Source organism: Occallatibacter riparius (assembly GCF_025264625.1).
Classification (GTDB): Bacteria; Acidobacteriota; Terriglobia; order Terriglobales; family Acidobacteriaceae; genus Telmatobacter; species Telmatobacter riparius.
Genome location: NZ_CP093313.1, coordinates 1,186,470 through 1,204,850, shown reverse-complemented (window position 1 = coordinate 1,204,850; position 18,381 = coordinate 1,186,470). Strand labels below are relative to the sequence as shown.

Here is an 18,381-nt window from a genome sequence, read left to right as displayed (position 1 = left end):
ACTCACGTTCGATCAATCTAACTGTAATTTCGAATTCCATCAGAGCCGCCGTCTCGCCGACCACAGGGACACTAGGTGTGACGGAGTTTACGGTTAATGGAACCGGTGCGACTCCAAATGGAGGAGTAACTGCAACGATTACTGCACCAGACACAACGAAGACTTCTGCACACACAACTGCTGATGGCAAAGGCAATTTCTCTTTTGGCCCATTCACCGAACCAGCAGCAGGGATTTACTCAGAAGTCGATGTCGATGATCAATCGGGGAATTCGACCGTCGCGTTCTCGTGGACAATATCCTCGACGTCCGTTCCAGCAGTTACAGCGCTCTCACCTACAACGATGAATCCTGACAACACCACTCACCAACTGACGATCTATGGCAGCAACTTCGCTGCCGGCAACGTGGTGCAGGTCAACTACACCGGCAGCGGTGGCTGGGTCGATGCCCGCGGCAACCCGCCGAGCATCTCACCGCCGAGCCAGATGACGATCGGCATCAACCCCGGCAGCAGCGCCGACACCATCTACGTGCGGGTGTGCCAGTCCGCAACCCAGGAGACCGCCAGCACCTGCTCGTCGGGAACGCAGTCGATCTCCGTGACGGCGGCGGCTCCCTCGGTGAGTTCGATCTCGCCGACCTCCATGGCGGCCGACAACACGACTCACCAGCTGACGATCTATGGCAGCAACTTCGCTGCCGGCAACGTGGTGCAGGTCAACTACACCGGCAGCGGTGGCTGGGTCGATGCCCGCGGCAACCCGCCGAGCATCTCACCGCCGAGCCAGATGACGATCGGCATCAACCCCGGCAGCAGCGCCGACACCATCTACGTGCGGGTGTGCCAGTCCGCAACCCAGGAGACCGCCAGCACCTGCTCGTCGGGAACGCAGTCGATCTCCGTGACGGCGGCGGCTCCCTCGGTGAGTTCGATCTCGCCGACCTCCATGGCGGCCGACAACACGACTCACCAGCTGACGATCTATGGCAGCAACTTCGCTGCCGGCAACGTGGTGCAGGTCAACTACACCGGCAGCGGTGGCTGGGTCGATGCCCGCGGCAACCCGCCGAGCATCTCACCGCCGAGCCAGATGACGATCGGCATCAACCCCGGCAGCAGCGCCGACACCATCTACGTGCGGGTGTGCCAGTCCGCAACCCAGGAGACCGCCAGCACCTGCTCGTCGGGAACGCAGTCGATCTCCGTGAATTGAATGCTGTCGACAGGAGCATCGAGATGTTCGAAACCTTCAAGTACGACATTTCGGGAACATCGCGAGTTCTGCGCCTAATTCTCGACGCGCCGCACGAAGGTGTTGGAAAGATGCCAATCATCCCCAGCTGCGCCGTGACCAGCTGGTCGATTTGCCTTCGAGGCTGAGCAGCTTGCGCTTCTTCCTGAACCCGCCGCTGAATCGCGGAGGAGCGATAAACGAGCCCTCTGGCAGCTCCCTCCACGAACATCTCGCAAGCAAGATTGCACGACCTATTGGACGCTCCGTATCAGATGATCCCGACGTCTCAGCTAGCGAGTTTCACCTTGCTGACCAGAACTTTGAGCGGGTTCAGCACCGCGGTCACCAACCCCTCATTGGCTGTTTCCTTCTTTATAGCGAGATTTCCGACCTTGAATTCCAATTGCGTGGTCGCCATGAACAGAGTCAAGTTGGCAATGAGCCCAAGAGTTATGATTGTTTCCACAAACAGCGAGTCGTCGCTCTTGATTTCTTCCCAGGCTTGAACAAGAACTGGCGCAAGTGCCTTGTCGCACGCGAAGGCGATTAAGACCTGGCGCGCGAGTTCGACAGAAGTATTAGAATCAAGGCTCTCCCTTTTTGTCTGACCATCGAGGTTTTGAAGAATGTTCAGTTCGCTTGAGCCGGTAGGAAGGTGAGCTTGAACTTCGGTATAGGTTACAGCTCCAAAAAGCTTCTGATTGAGGCGTTTTAACAACGAAATACTTTGCACGCCATCCAAGCGTTGCACAATTTCGACGGCTGTCTGCATAGCTAATTCCTTTCATTCTGAATGTGTCACCGCCAATCACCGGTCAGGCTGAACGCAGCCCAACTGCGCAGTTCGGCTTTGGGGCCTTTTTCGGCGCAAAGGCTGAGCGCGGTATTCCGAAATGCCTGCGCACGGCTTTCACTGCCAGTGATCCAGCGTTCGTAAAAGCGGATAAAGAAGTCAGCAGCCAGACTTGCGCTTACATACCAATGGCTCGAAAGCAAGCTTGCAGCGCCAGCTTGAATGAACGCCCAATCCATGCCGAGCGCGTCACCTCCGAGGCCCTCACGAGAGAGGCCGCTTACACAAGCCATAAGGGATACGTGGCTGTTCGTAAACTTCAGCTTCATCTCAAAAATGTTCGACGGGGTTAGCAGGCAGTCTGTTGCGCCTTCTGCCACATCGTCTGGATCTGGCAAGGCCTTCCCGTCAGACAAAACAAGCCCCGATTTTCTAAACGGATTCTGCGCCTCATCATCTCGCGGAAAGATTCCGTGAGTCGAGAATTGGACGACTTTGTTTTGCATATCCATCGACGCCAATTGCATCAATGACACATTGGTGTTCTCCAGCAATACTCCTTTGAGATGTCTGGTGAGCCATGCCGCTGGTCGAAGTTGGTTCTCGCGGCGCATTCTTCCCACGTCGCTAGTCAGGTCAGCTTGCAGCGGTACGACAAAGGCTGCACACCGTGAGGGCCGCTTCACGGCGTCCTTTGTCAGCACCTGCCGAAGATGGAAAGCGTTGTGGACTCGCGACACCGAAAAGAAGTCGATCAAGCGTTTATCTCTGAATTTCAAATAATGCAACGGAATATTGCTAAAGCTGTCATCTGCCGAATAGCTTATGTGATCTCCGACGGAGACCATGCCCTTCTCCAGCAAAGGCGTGAGAACCTCAACGAGGGGCGCCAGGGTCTCAGAGGTGTCCTCAACCAAAAGTGACGGATCATATTCGACCGCTTGTCCCCAAGTCCGCGGGTCAACAAATCGCGATGCATCTCGAATGTACTGTTTCGAAATCGGAATCGGGCCGAGTTGGTAAATGTCCCCGTCCTTGCTCACGAGTACAGCATATGTGCGGTCGGTGTCGACGTAGTATGTCAGATAATGGAATGTGTGACGACGGGCCAGCGTTGGCAGTGCACGAACGGCAGTATAGATGCTCGAATCAGTAATTACTCCCTCGGACCTTTCAGTAAGAATGTCCGCAATACCCCGCCCCTTCGATGCTTCGATCGCGCTCAATAGTTCTTCAGCGCGCGCAGCTTGTTGAAGGTGATCGCAAAGGGCATCGAAAAGGTGCGGGTAGTTCGCAAAGATTCCGCCTCTCTCCACCGGATTCTTGATCCCACCTCGTACTGCCTCAAGGTTCTTTTGAAGCCTCAGTAGCGCATCGGCAGCTTCGGATGGTTCCTTCAATCGGCTATGACACAAATAGATACCCCACAGAGCGTCATTTTGTTCGGCAATCAAGTTGCCAACTTCAGCCATGCGCAACGCCTCGGTCAAACTCGTCAAAGAGCGTTCAAGCTTGTCGACCGCCGGACTTGCCTCAAGAACAAAAATTGCCGACGCGTCACGAATCTTCTTCTTGATCGCCCATTCACCTGCCTCCTGGCGCCCGCCGGCGAGGAATGCTTCGCCTTCGTCAAGAAGTTCGGAGAGCGCGCGGAACCCCGTGGGACTCGATACATCGAGCTTCTTGTTCTTATCAAAACTGTCCAGAGCTTTTAGCAGGTTTTCGCGATCGTCTTTTAGCTCTACAGTTTGTCCTATCGCGCTCTGAACGGCGCGAAGCATGGTATCCAGACTGGCTGCTCGTGATTGTTCCGGGGTAATGGCACGGCGGACGTTGGTTATCGAGTCTTTCAACAGCGCCACCTGAGTTTCAAGCCTTTTGATCTCAATGTCGGTGGCCCAGTTGCCGCGTAGATGCGAATCCTTCAACATCTCGTCGGCCTCATCGATCCGGCGGACATTTATCAGCGCATTGATGCGAGCTGCTTTTATGCTCGGAAGGTTCTGGGCTTCGTTCAACTTCTCATAGTAAGGAATGTATTGATCGGTAAATGCGAGGACTTCGTCAAATCGACCCAGCGAGTTTAGAGCATTGACATATTGATACGCCAAGTTGCTCATGGTCATGGGAAGAAGGCCATGGCTCCCGCCCTTTTCGAAAATCTCAAGGGCATAGGAGTGGACAGCATGAGCAAGCGCCGCACCAACGGCCAGGTTCTGACCCGCGCAGTACGGAATGATCATTGACGTCAGACCCAAGACAACGATGCTCGGATTATCGGAGCACACTAGTCCGAGAGACGCATCTCTCATTTTGTTATCTGGCAAGGCCTCGACGAGTTGTCTGCGATCATTCGGAGTCCCGTTTTTCAAGACCTCCAAGATATGTTCTCCGTCGACTATTGCTGTGAATGGAGCCATCGGTCTCCTCCCTTGCGTTGAGATTCCTGGCTGACGTCCCGGGCGGGAGACCGTTGGCAAGCGCTAATGTGACTTGGCTGTTCGAACCTCAACGACGACTTACGCCGTTCTCGGTTGATCGCGACCTGCAACCGCCTATTCGCTCCGTGTAGGCGTCAGAGGATGAGTCCGGCCGAACACGCTTGGGATTTCATGTCCGTCAGATATAGGTCGGCGCGTTCTCGGCGTATGGCGTCCAACTGGTTCATCTCCCGTTGGGCCTTCATCCAGCTGGCATTGAACTGCGCGGCGTAGGGAGCGGCTATCGCAGCGCCTGGCTGCTGGCGTGCATAGATGTTAACCACGGATTGCATCTGGCGCGCCGCCTCCAGCACGCCCGCCCATTGCGCGTAGTCTCCGGATTGTGCAGCGAACTGCTCCAACTGCGCCAGATCGCTGCGGATGGCCTGCTGCTGGGCCGCGTAAGCTTCAATGGTCTTCTTAATGGCGTACCCGAGCAGCATCATTCTGATGACAAATACCACGGGGACGGCCACTACCATAAGCCCCATGAGAATCAGCAGAAACGTGGAATCATCGTCGAACATGTCGAACCTCCGATCGGCAACCTGCCCGCGATAGCAGGTGGATGGAGACTCACTTTGCTAGCGCCTGATTGCGAACCGGCCCTGCGCACTAAGCGAGGCGAGCCCGACTAGAGCTCCATATGTTACAGGTTGAGTAACGAATGGAGCTGTGACCGCCGTCACCTAGTGATGTGACTCCGACACGCGGGATGGGGCCAAGGTGTGTTCCGGAGAAACCTCGATGGGCTCGAAGCTGGGCCTATGCAGTGTTACTGCAATTGAAGGGAAAGTCGCTTGTGCGGCGGGTATTCTCCGGCTCCCTCGCCGAGGGCTGCGCTTGCCTCCGCCAGTTTCATTCCGCGCTCCTCACGCCGAGTGCGCCAAAACCTGGGTGACCGATTACCCTCCACTACCGAGCCCGCCGCAGCCGCCGAAAACACTGGACGGCTGCGTTCAATCGCGTGCTCACTGTACTTTGGAATTGACGTGTTCAGCTCCACCGACCGCAATTGGCCGTCGAACAGCATGCTGCGGACATGACTGCGAACCCAAGCTTGTTGCGCGATGGATCTGACGGCTCAACTTGGTACTCGCGAATTGTGGCTCAAGGTCACCGCGCGCTATTGAGCACTGAACCAGCGGGGCGTAGATTTCGCGGTCGACAAACTCCCCGAAACGTGAGATAAGAACAGAAAAGCTCAACATGTGAATTATCCGTTCCCTTGCCACCCGGGCGTGTGTGCGGGTGCATCACCTTTCCCCGATTCTGGCGTTCACGATCTCCGGAGGAAAACTGCGCATGATGCCTACGCATTTGACGTGGAGGGTGTGCGTCCTGGTGGCCTTGGCTTATGTCTGCGCTGAGTCCCCAGCGCAGGACATCTACTACACCGGCAAGCTATTCGGCTATTACCGCATTGAGCCGGGCGAATCGGACCATCTGATCCCAGTGAAGGCATTTCTCGCCCATGAGTACGGACGCAAGGGTCTGCTCTTGGGAATGGGCGATAACTTTGGGCCCGAGTTCGGCGCGAGTATCTTGTCCGAGTCACCGAACGAACATTGTCCGGCGCCGGTGGTACCAAACCGCCAGCGGACGGCCCCGGAGACGCTCTACAAGGCGGACGGCCGCTATGCGCCGGCGGCCGAATGCGATAACGTGATGAACTTCCTCATGCAGGCGGGGTATCGTGCCTTGGTTCCGGGGCGCGAGGACTTCATTTATTCCGCCAGTTGGCTGATCAGGATGGCGGGAGAAGTTCGGATCGCAGATGAGCGTGGTCTGGTCGCCAACCCCGAAGGGCGACTGGAATTTCTGGCGGCGAACCTGCGCTTGAGCGGCGGCGGCAGTCCTGTGAAAGGGAGCAGCCCCACGTGCCCGCTCTTGTTTGCCCAGTTTCCCTTGTCACTGGACGCGACGCCTTGCACCACTGACGAAGCCGCACCGACGCCGACAAGCTTCGACTGGATGGATCGGCTGGACAAAGCCAAGACAGAGGGAATGCAAGCCGGGATCGTTGGCGCGTTGAAGGGAGAGGAAGGGGAGGCTTTTCAACCTGAATCGGATTCGGTGAGCGCGAGGGCCGTGAAGAACGAATTCTCGATCCTGAAAGCGGCATGGGGAAAATGCGATCTGGGCAAGATCGACCAGAGGGCGACCACAGATCCTGAAAACTTGAAGGACCCGGTGTGCGTGCCCGAGAAGGGCCGCCAACCAGTCCGGGAGGAATCGGACGACCTAAAAGACTACTGGCAAGAGTTCAAGAACCGGCTAGTGGTGGTATTTGGGAAGGACGGCCCAGAAAGGATCGCGGCGTGCGCGTCCATTCCAGAATGCAAGACCATCGATTTGAATGGCCATCCTTACAGGTATCTGCTGATTTCCCGCAAGGCGATTGACGCCGCGCAGCGGCAGATTTTGCGGGACATCGGCCACGAGCTATGTGAGACCGGATATACGGTTGCGGGGCCTGCAGGCCACCGGGTTCTGATTGTGGGCGTGGTGGGGAAGGACACGATGAGCGCAATTTCGCAATCTAATTTGCGCGTGTGCCTAGGCAGTGCCGGCCCCGAGGAGTGCTCGGGAAAGCCCTTGAAGGGCGAGAGAACGGTTAAGGTATTCAATCCGGCCGAAGCGGTGGTGATGGCGGTGCGTGCCGCCTCTTTAATGTATGGGCCATTCTCGAAGGTAATCGTGATGGCACAGATGCCCGCGCCCGAGGCCGAGGTTATGGCTTCGATGGTTCGCTACCGAATGAAGGAGGTTCCGAATTTGCCGGCGGTCGATGCGGTGCTAGCCGAGGCGCAGCCCGACTACCAGACCGGAAACGTGACACTGGCGGGTGTTGAGACTAAATCAATGACGCCGGTTTTCACACCTCCAGTGCTGAACCCGGACGATGTCGCGGCAAGCCGCAAACAGCCGGAGATGTATGGCAGTGCCGCAATGCTTTCGATCAATTTTGGCACTTACCAAAACTCTATCGTCCACGCGGCGAGATTTCCCCGTCGGGTCAGCGGTAAGGAGATCACCACCACGTATGAGGTAAGACGACTGATGCAGAAGTCGAAGCTGGAAGCGGATAAGGTGATTCCGTGCCCAATTCGGACGGCCAACGAGGCGAGTGTTGACGATTGCCCCTTTGCGACGGTGCTGGCCATCCTGAGTTCGTTGCAGCGGGCAAGCCCACCCGCTGACGTGGTGCTGATGGAGCGGCGAGATATCTATCTCGGCAAGATACCGGAAGGGTATGGTGGTGGCGACGATTATGACACGTTGCATTACTGCCCTGGGCTTGCGGAAAAGGATCTTCGGCACTGCCTGCTGCGGGTGGCGCTGGACCGCATACTCTGGAAGGGCGATTACGTGGAGCGGGTTGCAGTAACCGGCGCAGACCTGATGAAGATCGTTGCAGCGTCGTCAGCGCGGGCAGCGGAAGACAGCGATCTCCGGGTTACCGATCTGTACCGGCAATGGCTGGTTACCTACGGATTGACCCAGCCGGCTTTAACCAATCTGACACAATTGTTCACTGACTCGGAGCCGCAGTGGATTCCTGCGGACAAGGAGTGCAAGAGGATAGACCAGAGTGACTCGTCAAAGACCGTCTACTGCATTAACGGGCGGCCAATAGCGTCGGATCAGATCTACTGGGTAGCAACCAACGACGACTTGGCGGAAGACAAGAACGTCTACCCGCAGCTTGGAGCGCTGCCCGCGCAGAACCGAGGTGTGACGTCCGACTTTCAAACTAAAATCGCAGCCCTGGCGCTGGAAGGTATGCGCAAAGCGGGCCGCGACAACACGTACTCTTCCGACGAAGATGAGATCGCATTTGTAAATGCGGCATTCCAGCAGCAGCGGTTGTTTCAGATTGATTTCAACAAGGTGGTTCTGAGCTTCAACAACAATCATGCGCTTGGACCGACCGACCAGATTCCCGCGTCGTTGCAGGGAGTGGCGGACTCGAGAGCAGCCGTGCCGCACAGCCAAGACGTGGACTTGGAAGGAGCCCTGCGCCTGACATCGAATCATGCGTATTTCAAGCCGATGTCGCTCGGGACCCAGACATCTTCGGTGTACGAGCGGTCAGTGAAAGGGAATCTGAGTGGTTCACCGGAATCTGTTTCGTATCCGCAGAACAACGCGACGTTCGGGGGATTTCTGCAATATACGCTGTTGCGGCATCCGATGACGCGGACCAGGGCGTTACCTCGTGACCTGCTCACGCTGACTCCGCACCAATTCCAGACGCAGGTGAACAAGCAGCGGCTGTTCATCGGATTTACTGCGAAGGACGCAAGCGGTAAAACAATTCCTGGACAGCTGGCCGTGGCCCTGCCCATTGTAAGCAGTTTCAACGACAGACTGGGATACCGGCACGAATGGGGTGTCCGCAAGACGGGCTCATTGAACCCCGGTGCAATGGACGCGGGGAGCTACGGCGAAGGCGGCTTCGAATACAGTTTCCAGAACGACATTCTAGAGTCAGTGACGCTGGCGAATGGGACGACCACTTTCACATGCACGGCAAAGGCGGAGGTGGATATTGCAACCTGCTTCAAGAAGAGCTCATTCCCGATTGGGCCGTCGACGACGGTGGTTGGCCACCCCGCCACACAATCGCTGCACACCCCGGGCGCATATTGGGATGTCCATCTGAGCCGCGGTCTGGACATGGGAGCGCTGAAGAACCTGAAGCCGGCGTTGACCCTGGTGAGCGAAAGTCAAGGCGACTGGTTCTTCGGGCGTCCGGCGAGCGCCCAACTACCGACTCAAACCAATTACGCAGTGACCTGGAATTCTTCCCTGAACGTGCCGCTGTGGGGGAACTTGAGTTTTGGCCCGACCTACAACGTGTTCTTCTATCAGCCGCAACTGAGTGCAGTTCACGAACAGATCCGCACGTTTTCTGTTGCGCTGCGGTGGTATATGGCCCGAGACCAACGGGTGCCGATGTTCTGGACCGCGCCGCGAATGGCGGGGCCCTCATCTGCGGATCAGACCAAGAGCTCTGCAAAATCCAAATGAATGGCTGGAGGCCTTCACATCGCTGGCAACTTGGGTTGCATTCTTCACTCGTAGAGGCACTATCCAACGAGCCGGGACCTCGCTCTGTTCAGATCAGAGTTCAATTGCAACCTTACCTGAGGACGCTGCAAGCTGAGTGTTCACAGCGATCTTCTTCGGATTAGTAGGAGCGAGCTTGGAGACGGCCTCACCCATCACGAACTGCGTCAACTGCAGAGTTGCTGATGAAGAAATCCGCAACGGCGACGCTGCTTGTAATCATGCAGTTACCGGTGGGTCCATGAGTTCTCCACACAAGAAGGATGCTCGTCCCCCCATTTCCCGAATCTCAGCCGAACAATTTCCGTTCGACAAAGTGAAGATCGTTGGGGTCGAAATAGCGCAGGGACCACTTGTCGTCGGTATAGAGAAACATCGCGGCCTGCTTGGCGGCTTTCTCAAGCGACTGCGGCATCTGGGTCACTTTGCGCGACACCTTCGATGTCGATCGGGTCTTTACCTGCTTCTTTGCGGATTGTTTCGAGGGAGCCATCATTCGCGCAACTCCATCCGGAATCCGGAACGAAGCCGTCCGGCCACTGACACGTTTGGCCGCCGTCCTTTTGGCAGCTCTATTGGTCTTCGCCTTGCCTGCCTTAGAAGGTGTCACCGCCTTCCGTTTCGTTTTCGTACCCGAAGTCTTCTTTGCAGGAGTGCTTTTCTTTTGCGCCCCTCGCGGAACTGCAGCCGTACTGGCCGACTTCTTGGCCGCTCCCCTCTTGGCTGCTTTTGCTTTGGCAGTCGTGGCGTAACGATCGAGGAAGTTGTAGTGATCAACGAGGAGCAGCGCCTCGATGGCGAAGGTCATTGCAATTTCCGGGTCCTGGATCTCGAGAAGGTTATCGCCGTTCGATTCTTCGCCGCCGGTCGCGAGATTCGACGATCCGCACCAGACGACCGGGTCTGGACCGTTCACACCGCACACCACAAATTTGTCATGAATCTCATGACCCGGAAGCGATGGAACCTTGTTGAAGGGAGGCGGCAGGATCACATTGCTCGGCTTGCCGGTGACCAGCACGCCGGTCTTCGAGCCAGGCGCATAGAGCTTGATGCCTCCGGGAGAGTCGGAGATGCCATAGCTGAAAAGTGTCGTTGTCCCATGCACACCCGCGAGCGTCTTGTAGACCGGAGAAGGCGAGTTCGTCAACTGCATCACAGCGAACAGTACGCTGCCGTCCTGCGTCTTGGCCTCGGATTGAATCCTTTTTTGAATGGCGCCGAGGATAGCCGTCGTGTCTGCAGTGGTGTGAGGCGAAACTCGAATGGTCATCTTGGGCAGATTTGCCGCAGTACTCCTGAAGATTTTGGTCGCAAGAGCACTTCCCGCGAAGGCGGCAGCGATAGGCTTCGTTGGTTTATCGGAAGTCAATACCGACCACGATTCTTGAAACACATTGGCGTAGAACTCGGCGATCGTCGGTTCGTCAAAGACCAGCACATGGTTGGCATTGACGTAAAGGCCAGTGACCGAGAAGTTCGTCGAGCCGGTCAGGACCTTGGTTGCAACTCCATCTTTCGAGACGATGAAGATCTTGTCGTGGGCATAACGGGCAAAGCAGCCGCGTTTGAGATCGCCCTGATTCTTGGCCGTCTGATTCCAGGCTTTTTCGAAATCTTCTTCTAATGGAACTTCGATCGTGGTCTTGCCGGTCTTCTTGTTTTTTACAGGGTGAGTGATATGAAGGGTGGCGCTGTCGAGGATGATGCGGATTCGGCCCTGTTTGGCAAGGGTGAGAAACCCGGAGGCGATCTTCGGCTCATTGAGATCGTAGGCGAATACGTCGAGCTGCAGCGTAGCGTCGTTGAGGACCTCATTCAACACGTCAAAGATTTGTAGGCGCGCTGTCTCGCCCATCCACTCGTAGATCTGCTCGAAGGTAACGACCTGTCCGTCACCATTCTTTCCTGCCGGGGCGGAGGTCGAGAAATGCAGGGGTCGATTGGCCGGCTGCACCGGGGTGCTGCTCCCGAAATGGCGGGCGTAAGCCTGCGACTGCATGTAAGCGCGAGTGAAACCAAGATTCAGTGCGCCGCTCGAGGACGGCCCGACCGGAACCGTGACCGATACGCTCTTGGTCGCGTCGATAGCCAGCATCTGCCCATTGCCATCGAAGTAGCGGGGAGTCACCGTGTAGGTGTAATTGCCGGCGACAAGCGCTCCCCCTGAAGATGGTGCATGAGCGAAGTCCACCCATCGGTACTTCTGAATCGGAGCGTTGAGGGTGGAGTGCGCAGGCTCGCTGCTCACCTGGACGTGGGCAGTCGGGTTCTGGAAGGCCAGAAAATTGAAAAGATAGAAGGCCGGCTGTTTCCCAGGTAGCTTACACGCGATGCTAAATCCGGCTAGCTCCTTGGCCAGGCCCGGGTCGCTAAAGTTGAAAGCCAGGAGAGTCTTGTTGTCGCCCGGATAGGCCTTTACAACAAAGTTCTGTGCGCTGTTTGATACAACGGCCATGGGTACCTCGGCAACAATGAAAGATGTTCAGAGAAGCACCGGAAGTTTAGCACCGTTTGGTCCGAGATAGCATATTAATTCACAACATAACTTGAGGTTCGCCGGAGAATGCCCCGTCGCTCTGTCCGGTCGGGTCTCCAGGCTTGACACATCTGCTGCAGCAGGTCGAATAGCGTCAGCAGGTCGTGGCGAAACACGCCGGTCTCAGCCGCATCAGCCACGGGATGCTGTAAGGCACCATGCTTTTGCGGCCCGGCAGAAACCGGTTTCGGAGAATGTACCACCCCAATATGGCAGATTCCCGGAGCGGGTGCCGTCCGCTTGGCGAGCCCGAAGCCATCCTTCCGCCGTGCAGCTTGGCCTGGAATCCGTAGACCACCACCCGGCCGCCTTCGCGGAGCGCTTTACGCGATCGCCATAGATTGTCGCCACCGATGCCGTCGAAAACAACATCCACACCGTCACCAGTGAGTCGATGGATTTCCTGGACGAAGTCAGAATTGCGGTAGTCGATCGGCGTAGCGCCAAGCTCGTTAACTATGCCTGCTGCCTGCGCCGAACCTGTCCCGTACATTTCCAGGCCGGCCAGCCGCCCCAGTTGAAGGAAGGCAGTGCCAACGTTTCCTGAGGCGCAGTGAATCAGCACGCGCTGACCTGGCTTCAGCTTCGCTGAGCGGTACATCATCTGGTATGCAGTGATCTAGTTCAACACCGCAGCAACTGCTTCTGCTGGCTCTAGACCTGTGGGCACCGGGATACATTCGCGTTGAGGCAGGCAGACATATTGTGCATAACTGCCGCTGATCGGCATCGCCGCGACGATTTGCCCGCGCTGGAAACCTGAAACGCCCTCGCCGATCTGATCCACGATGCCGATCAGGTCCCAACCGGGTGTATACGGCACATGGGGTGTTTCCGGGCGAGAAATGTCCGCGGAGCGTCTTCCCGCCTGGTGGAACCATAACGTTAGTTACGCTGTGCACAGCGGTGGGCGGCTGATTCCCAGCCGGCGCATCTTCGTGATCAGCGTCGTGCGTTTCAGCCCCAACTTCTCTGCGGCTCCTTTGGACCCACCGATGACCCAATTGGCCTGCTGCAGAATCCTGATAATGTGCCTGGTTTCCGCCTCTTCCAAAGTGACATCTGCCGCAGTGTTTACGACATGGGACGTCTTGCCAACGAGCTTCTCGACGGGCGCGTTCAAGGTAGGTCCGGGCGACAAGATAACGGAGCGTTCGAGAAAGTTTTGCAGCTCACGGACGTTTCCGGGCCAATCGTAATGTGTAAGGGCCTCGAGCGTCGCATTCGGTACACTTTCAATTCGCCGGCTCATGCGCGAGGAAAATCGACTCACGAGCGCTTTCACCAGTTCGGGAATGTCTTCGCGGCGATCGCGAAGTGGCGGGATCGTGATTGGAAATACATTCAATCGGAAATAGAGATCGGCGCGAAACGTCCTGTCGACAATCATCTTTTTTAGGTCGCAGTTGGTTGCAGCGATCACACGCACGTCGACCCGCTGCGTTTGAGTACTCCCGAGGCGCTCGAATTCCTTCTCCTGCAAGACACGCAGCAGCTTGGCCTGGAGTTCAAGGGACATGTCTCCGATTTCGTCGAGAAACAGAGTTCCTTTATCGGCAAGCTCGAAGCGCCCCATTTTGCGCATCAGCGCGCCAGTAAACGCACCTTTTTCATGACCGAAGAGTTCGCTCTCTAGCAGGCCGGCGGGCACCGCCGCGCAATTGACTCGAACAAAGTTCTTTCCGCGGCGGAGGCTCAATTTGTGGATGGCGCTCGCAACCAGTTCCTTCCCTGTCCCGGTTTCTCCCTGAATAAGCACAGTGGAGTCTGTCGTCGCGACGATTTGTACCTCGTCCAAGACAGTCTGCAGTGCTGGGCTGGAGCCGATGATCCCGATCTTGGCAGGCCAATCCCGCGCTTCAACGTGCTCTAGTGGCCTTCCCCGGGCGGGAACTTCGTCGTATGGGGACCGCTCTTCACCGGAGTGGGAAAGGACCTGGCCGGGTGAAAATGAGGAAAGTTCCTCGAACGCATTCGAAAGAGAAGCCATAACCGACCTCTTGTAAAACTTGGTATCGAGTATCTTTCATCTCGCTTACAAGCATGAACTGATGCGTGCCACACAAAAACCCCATTTCACCGAGTATTCGTCCTACATTTTTCGATAGGGTCATCGCTTCCAGGCACTCTTGCTTAGCGAAAAGCTGCGAACACCCGCCAAGATGCCGGCCATCGACTGTCGATGGCCACAGGATTGAGAGGAAAAGAGGCCAAAGGCCTGTCCCCTCTCAACCCTGGGGACGCAGATGTCGCGTAAAGGGAACTTCGAAGGGAGTAAAATGAAGGCGCACGGCTTTGGGATGACCCGAATGAATGAACCAAGGCGAATCCGCATCCTGAGCGTCGAGGATCACCCAGTATTTCGCGAAGGGCTCGCTACGATCATTTCCTCCCAGGCCGACATGGAATTGATCTCGCAGGCCTCCAATGCCGCCGAGGCTGTGGCCGAATTTCGCCGGCATAAACCTGACATCACACTGATGGATCTAAGGTTGTCAGGCTCAAGTGGTACCGACGCACTTATCGCGATTCGAACAGAGTTTCCGGACGCAAGGGTCGTCATCCTCACGTCATCCGGCAGCGACGCAGAACTCCAGAAAGCAATGAAGGCAGGTGCCGCTGCGTATGTGTTGAAGACGACGCCGAAGAACGAGCTCCTCAGTGTCGTTCGATCAGTGCGTCGCGGACATAAATATGTATCCGCTGAAGTGGCAGCTCGTCTTGCCGAGAACATGGGCGAGGAGTCGCTGACGGAACGCGAGTTGCAGGTGCTTCAGCTGATTCGTGACGGGAACCGCAACAAGCAGATTGCAGACCGTCTTTCCGTTGCCGAGACCACAGTGAACTTCCACATTAAGAATCTGATCGCTAAGCTCGGTGCCAATGATAGAGCTCATGCCGTCACCATCGCAATTCGGCGAGGCCTGCTAGAGGTCTGACCGGGACACCTGTAGAAAACTTCAGTTCGTCGCCGTAGATTCTGGCGGGGTGATGATTTGCCATTGCGTGTACCCTGACTATCTCGGCAACCCCGCATCGCAGGCACGATGCATGACAAGGTCGGGTGAAGGCACATTAGGGTTGGTTGAGTTCGGAGCAGGCCGTGCTACCAAGGCTCATCTCGTTGAATGCGTTGCGACTGCTTCCGTTGTGGCTGCTCATCTCCTTCACGTCGAAGATGATGGCACTTGATCCGAATAATCGAATCACCCAGTACGCCCATTCAGCATGGAGACTGCAGGATGGATTGTTCAGCGGTGCCCCACACGCCATCACTCAGACGAAGGATGGTTATGTCTGGATTGGGACACAGAACGAACTCCTGCGATTTGACGGCGTTCGACTTTCAAAGTGGGAACCTCCTGCCGGCGCACAACTTCCCCAGTCCAGAATCTGGACACTTTTGGCCTCTCGCGACGGGAGCTTGTGGATCGGGACCGATTCCGGGCTCGCGCACTGGAACAAGCCTGAGCTAATTACATTCCCGAAAGTAGACGGGCACGTAAATTCAATGATCGAAAGGCAGAACGGTGAGATCTGGTTTTCGCGCGTTCAACGCTTCGACCAAAGTGGTGGAATCTGCAAGGTTCTGGGCGAGCGAATAAAGTGCTATCGGAAGCCCGATGGAATCCCTCTCGACACCGCAAACGCACTCGCCGAAGATACATCGGGAAATCTTTGGTTTGGCGATTCAAGCATAGTTGTCCGCTGGAATGGTAGTTCACTTCGCGCATTCTCTCCTCCGGCCCTCAAAGGCAACCTGTCCGATGGGGTGACTGCGATCGCTGGAGCGCCGGATGGCTCCGTATGGCTGGGATTTGCGATCCGAGGACCTGGCCTTGGACTTCAAAGAGTCGTGAATGATGTACTAACTCCGTTCGTTACGCCTGAACTGGACAGCAGCACCTTAATCGTCAACACCCTGTTTTTCGATAGGCAGAATTGCCTGTGGATCGGAACGGAATCGCAGGGAATCTATCGGATTCACGGCCGCACGGTCGATCATTTCGGAGTTTCAGACGGTCTTTCGAGCAATTTCGTCGATGCGTTCTATGAGGACCACGAAGGTGATTTGTGGATTGCGACGAGCGGGGGCATTGATTGCTTTAGAGATCTTCGAGTGGCTAGCTTTACAGGCCGTGAAGGACTGCCCATGGAAGAAGTGGATTCGGTCCTAGCCTCGCGAGACGGGACTGTATGGGCAGGAGGTCCTGAAAACTTAGTGTCCATTCGAGGAAGACACGTCAGTTCGATTCAATCGCACAAGGGCCTCCCCGGCAATCAGGTTACCTCGCTGCTTGAAGATCATGCCGGTAGACTCTGGGTCGGAGTGGACAATTCGCTCTTCATCTACGAGGAGGGGAAGTTCCGGATCGTTACGAAACAGGATGGGAGCCAAGTCGGATTTGTTGTGGGTATTGCAGAGGATCGCAACCAGAATGTTTGGGTGGAGACCACTGGCCCACGCAGATGCCTGGTTCGGATCAGTAATCTCAAAGTGCAGGAAGAGTTTCCTGAACCTCAGATGCCTGCCGCTCGCAAACTTGCAGTCGCGCAGGACGGCAGCCTTTGGCTGGGACTGCTGAGTGGCGATCTGGCTCGGCTCAAGGCCAATGAGCTCGATATTTTTCGATTCAAGAACAGCTCGACTCCGAGTATGGAGTCGATGGTAAAGGAGATATTTATAACTTCGGATGGAGCCGTGTTCGGAGCTACATCATTCGGCCTAATAGCATGGAAGAATGGTACACAACGAGTTCTGACGACCAGGAATGGCCTTACTTGTAATGCCATTTATTCGTTGATCGCCGACAACCAGGGCACGTTATGGTTGTACACGCAATGCGGCCTTGTCGGAATTCCGAATGCGGAACTTCAAAAGTGGTGGAGCGAAGGTGACAGCAGTCTGCAGTTGTACAGTGTAGGTGCAGCTGATGGTGCACAGCCTGCCTTTGTGCCGTTTGAAGGTGCAACCAAGTCACCGGATGGAAGTTTATGGTTCGCCAATTACTCCGGGTTGCAGACAATTAACCCTGCCAACATAAGGGGTAATCCGATCCCGCCGCCCGTACATATTGAGAATGTTATTGCCGATCATAGAAATTACCCGGCCAGCGATACTATTGCCCTTCCGGCGAATACCATCGATTTGGAAATTGACTATACCGCGCTGAGCTTTGCAAACCCACAAAAGGTAGCGTTTCGCTACAAGCTTGAGGGTCGAGATAAGACATGGCAGGGCGCCGGCGCTCGTCGGCAGGCGTTTTACAATGATCTTCCGCCCGGCCATTATCAGTTCCGTGTGATTGCTTCGAACAATGATGGGGTGTGGAACGAACGAGGAGCGATGCTAGCCTTCAGCATCGCTCCGACCTGGTATCAAACCCGGGCATTTCAGGCTGCTTGCGTGGTCTTGGCCGCGCTGATTGTTTGGCTAATTTATCGTCTTCGTGTGCGATATGTTGCTAAGTCAATTGCGGCCCGCTTTGATGAGCGGCTTGCAGAACGTACTCGCATTGCACGAGATTTACACGACACCCTCTTGCAGACTATTCAGGGCAGCAAGCTGGTTGCTGACGACGCATTAGACATGCCGTCCGAACCGATACGGATGCGGAAGGCGCTCGAACAATTGTCTCGATGGCTTCAACAAGCTGGACAGGAAGGCCGCGCAGCCCTAAACTCCCTTCGAGGTCCCGTAACAAGTGCCGACGACCTCAGTGACGCCCTCAAACGTGCGCTTGAGGCTACGCCACATGATTCATTGGCAACCACGTTTTCTGTACACGGGAATATCCGCCAGCTCCATCCGATCGTTCGCGACGAGGTATACCGCATAGGGCAAGAGGCCATCCGTAATGCCCACGCCCATTCCGGCGGAACACATCTTGATGTTCAACTGCGATATATGGACGATCTGAGCCTACGCATAGCAGATGACGGTCCCAGTGCCACTGCTTCCAACTTCAGCGAAGATAAAGAAGGTCATTATGGACTGAAAGGGATGCGAGAGCGGGCCTCCCGGATCGGCGCAAGGCTCACGATCGCGGGTAATGCGGGATGTGGCACGGAAGTGTGCGTTGTGGTGCCGGGTGGCATAGCCTTCCAAGATGCAGGAGAATCGCGACGATCGTGGTTGAAGACTCTGCTGGGAACTGGCAAATCACGACGGAGAAAGTCCTAGCACCTGTGAGGTTGTTGACTCGCTGTCAACAGGGGAGATCCATCGTCTTCAGCCTTGATCTCCCTTCTCAA

Annotated in this window: 11 protein-coding genes; 4 read left to right on the top strand and 7 right to left on the bottom strand. The window is 56.0% G+C overall.

Translation table 11 applies throughout. The features are described from left to right. Positions 1–77 precede the first annotated feature (77 nt). Entirely contained in the window at positions 78–1,217 is a 1,140-nt protein-coding gene (locus tag MOP44_RS04760) for a hypothetical protein (RefSeq protein ID WP_260794768.1), read from the top strand. Between the two features lie 307 nt (positions 1,218–1,524). Here the strand turns inward: MOP44_RS04760 and MOP44_RS04755 are convergent, their stop codons facing one another. From MOP44_RS04755 to MOP44_RS04745, 3 genes are all read right to left on the bottom strand, one after another. Then, positions 1,525–2,010 carry a hypothetical protein gene (locus MOP44_RS04755; RefSeq protein WP_260794767.1) on the bottom strand — a complete coding sequence of 162 codons (486 nt, stop codon included), beginning with the start codon at positions 2,008–2,010 and terminating at the stop codon, positions 1,525–1,527. 26 nt (positions 2,011–2,036) lie between these two features. Next, positions 2,037–4,451, bottom strand: a complete 2,415-nt coding sequence (locus MOP44_RS04750; RefSeq protein ID WP_260794766.1) for a CHAT domain-containing protein — start codon at positions 4,449–4,451, stop codon at positions 2,037–2,039. A 155-nt stretch (positions 4,452–4,606) separates the two neighbouring features. Then, positions 4,607–5,038, bottom strand: coding sequence for a hypothetical protein (locus MOP44_RS04745; RefSeq protein WP_260794765.1), 432 nt, complete (start codon positions 5,036–5,038; stop codon positions 4,607–4,609). A 778-nt stretch (positions 5,039–5,816) separates the two neighbouring features. On the opposite strand from MOP44_RS04745, the gene MOP44_RS04740 reads away from it, so the two are divergent. Continuing rightward, positions 5,817–9,548 carry a hypothetical protein gene (locus tag MOP44_RS04740; RefSeq protein ID WP_260794764.1) on the top strand — a complete coding sequence of 1,244 codons (3,732 nt, stop codon included), beginning with the start codon at positions 5,817–5,819 and terminating at the stop codon, positions 9,546–9,548. 328 nt (positions 9,549–9,876) lie between these two features. Here MOP44_RS04740 and MOP44_RS04735 read toward each other — a convergent pair whose 3' ends face one another. The 4 genes from MOP44_RS04735 to MOP44_RS27835 form a co-directional block, all read right to left on the bottom strand. After that, positions 9,877–12,045, bottom strand: coding sequence for a phospholipase D-like domain-containing protein (locus MOP44_RS04735; protein WP_260794763.1), 2,169 nt, complete (start codon positions 12,043–12,045; stop codon positions 9,877–9,879). A gap of 175 nt (positions 12,046–12,220) precedes the next feature. Then, positions 12,221–12,730: a zinc-binding dehydrogenase gene (locus MOP44_RS04730; RefSeq protein WP_260794762.1), complete on the bottom strand. Its 510-nt coding sequence runs from the start codon at positions 12,728–12,730 to the stop codon at positions 12,221–12,223. A gap of 15 nt (positions 12,731–12,745) precedes the next feature. Next, positions 12,746–12,949 (bottom strand): alcohol dehydrogenase catalytic domain-containing protein, encoded by a 204-nt coding sequence (locus MOP44_RS04725; RefSeq protein ID WP_260794761.1) that lies wholly within the window; start codon positions 12,947–12,949, stop codon positions 12,746–12,748. A gap of 66 nt (positions 12,950–13,015) precedes the next feature. Then, complete coding sequence (locus MOP44_RS27835; protein WP_390905481.1) at positions 13,016–13,924, bottom strand: sigma-54 interaction domain-containing protein; 909 nt, start codon at positions 13,922–13,924, stop codon at positions 13,016–13,018. 481 nt (positions 13,925–14,405) lie between these two features. On the opposite strand from MOP44_RS27835, the gene MOP44_RS04710 reads away from it, so the two are divergent. Then, on the top strand, positions 14,406–15,065 hold the full coding sequence (locus MOP44_RS04710) for a response regulator (RefSeq protein WP_260794760.1): 660 nt from the start codon (positions 14,406–14,408) through the stop codon (positions 15,063–15,065). 209 nt (positions 15,066–15,274) lie between these two features. Further along, positions 15,275–18,310: a sensor histidine kinase gene (locus tag MOP44_RS04705; protein ID WP_260794759.1), complete on the top strand. Its 3,036-nt coding sequence runs from the start codon at positions 15,275–15,277 to the stop codon at positions 18,308–18,310. Positions 18,311–18,381: the final 71 nt, after the last annotated feature.

Coding starts and splice junctions, on each gene's coding strand:
- MOP44_RS04755 (WP_260794767.1), bottom strand. CDS start 2,010: ATGCAGACAGCCGTCGAAATTGTGCAACGCTTGGATGGCGTGCAAAGT.
- MOP44_RS04750 (WP_260794766.1), bottom strand. CDS start 4,451: ATGGCTCCATTCACAGCAATAGTCGACGGAGAACATATCTTGGAGGTC.
- MOP44_RS04745 (WP_260794765.1), bottom strand. CDS start 5,038: ATGTTCGACGATGATTCCACGTTTCTGCTGATTCTCATGGGGCTTATG.
- MOP44_RS04740 (WP_260794764.1), top strand. CDS start 5,817: ATGATGCCTACGCATTTGACGTGGAGGGTGTGCGTCCTGGTGGCCTTG.
- MOP44_RS04735 (WP_260794763.1), bottom strand. CDS start 12,045: ATGGCCGTTGTATCAAACAGCGCACAGAACTTTGTTGTAAAGGCCTAT.
- MOP44_RS04730 (WP_260794762.1), bottom strand. CDS start 12,730: ATGATGTACCGCTCAGCGAAGCTGAAGCCAGGTCAGCGCGTGCTGATT.
- MOP44_RS04710 (WP_260794760.1), top strand. CDS start 14,406: ATGAAGGCGCACGGCTTTGGGATGACCCGAATGAATGAACCAAGGCGA.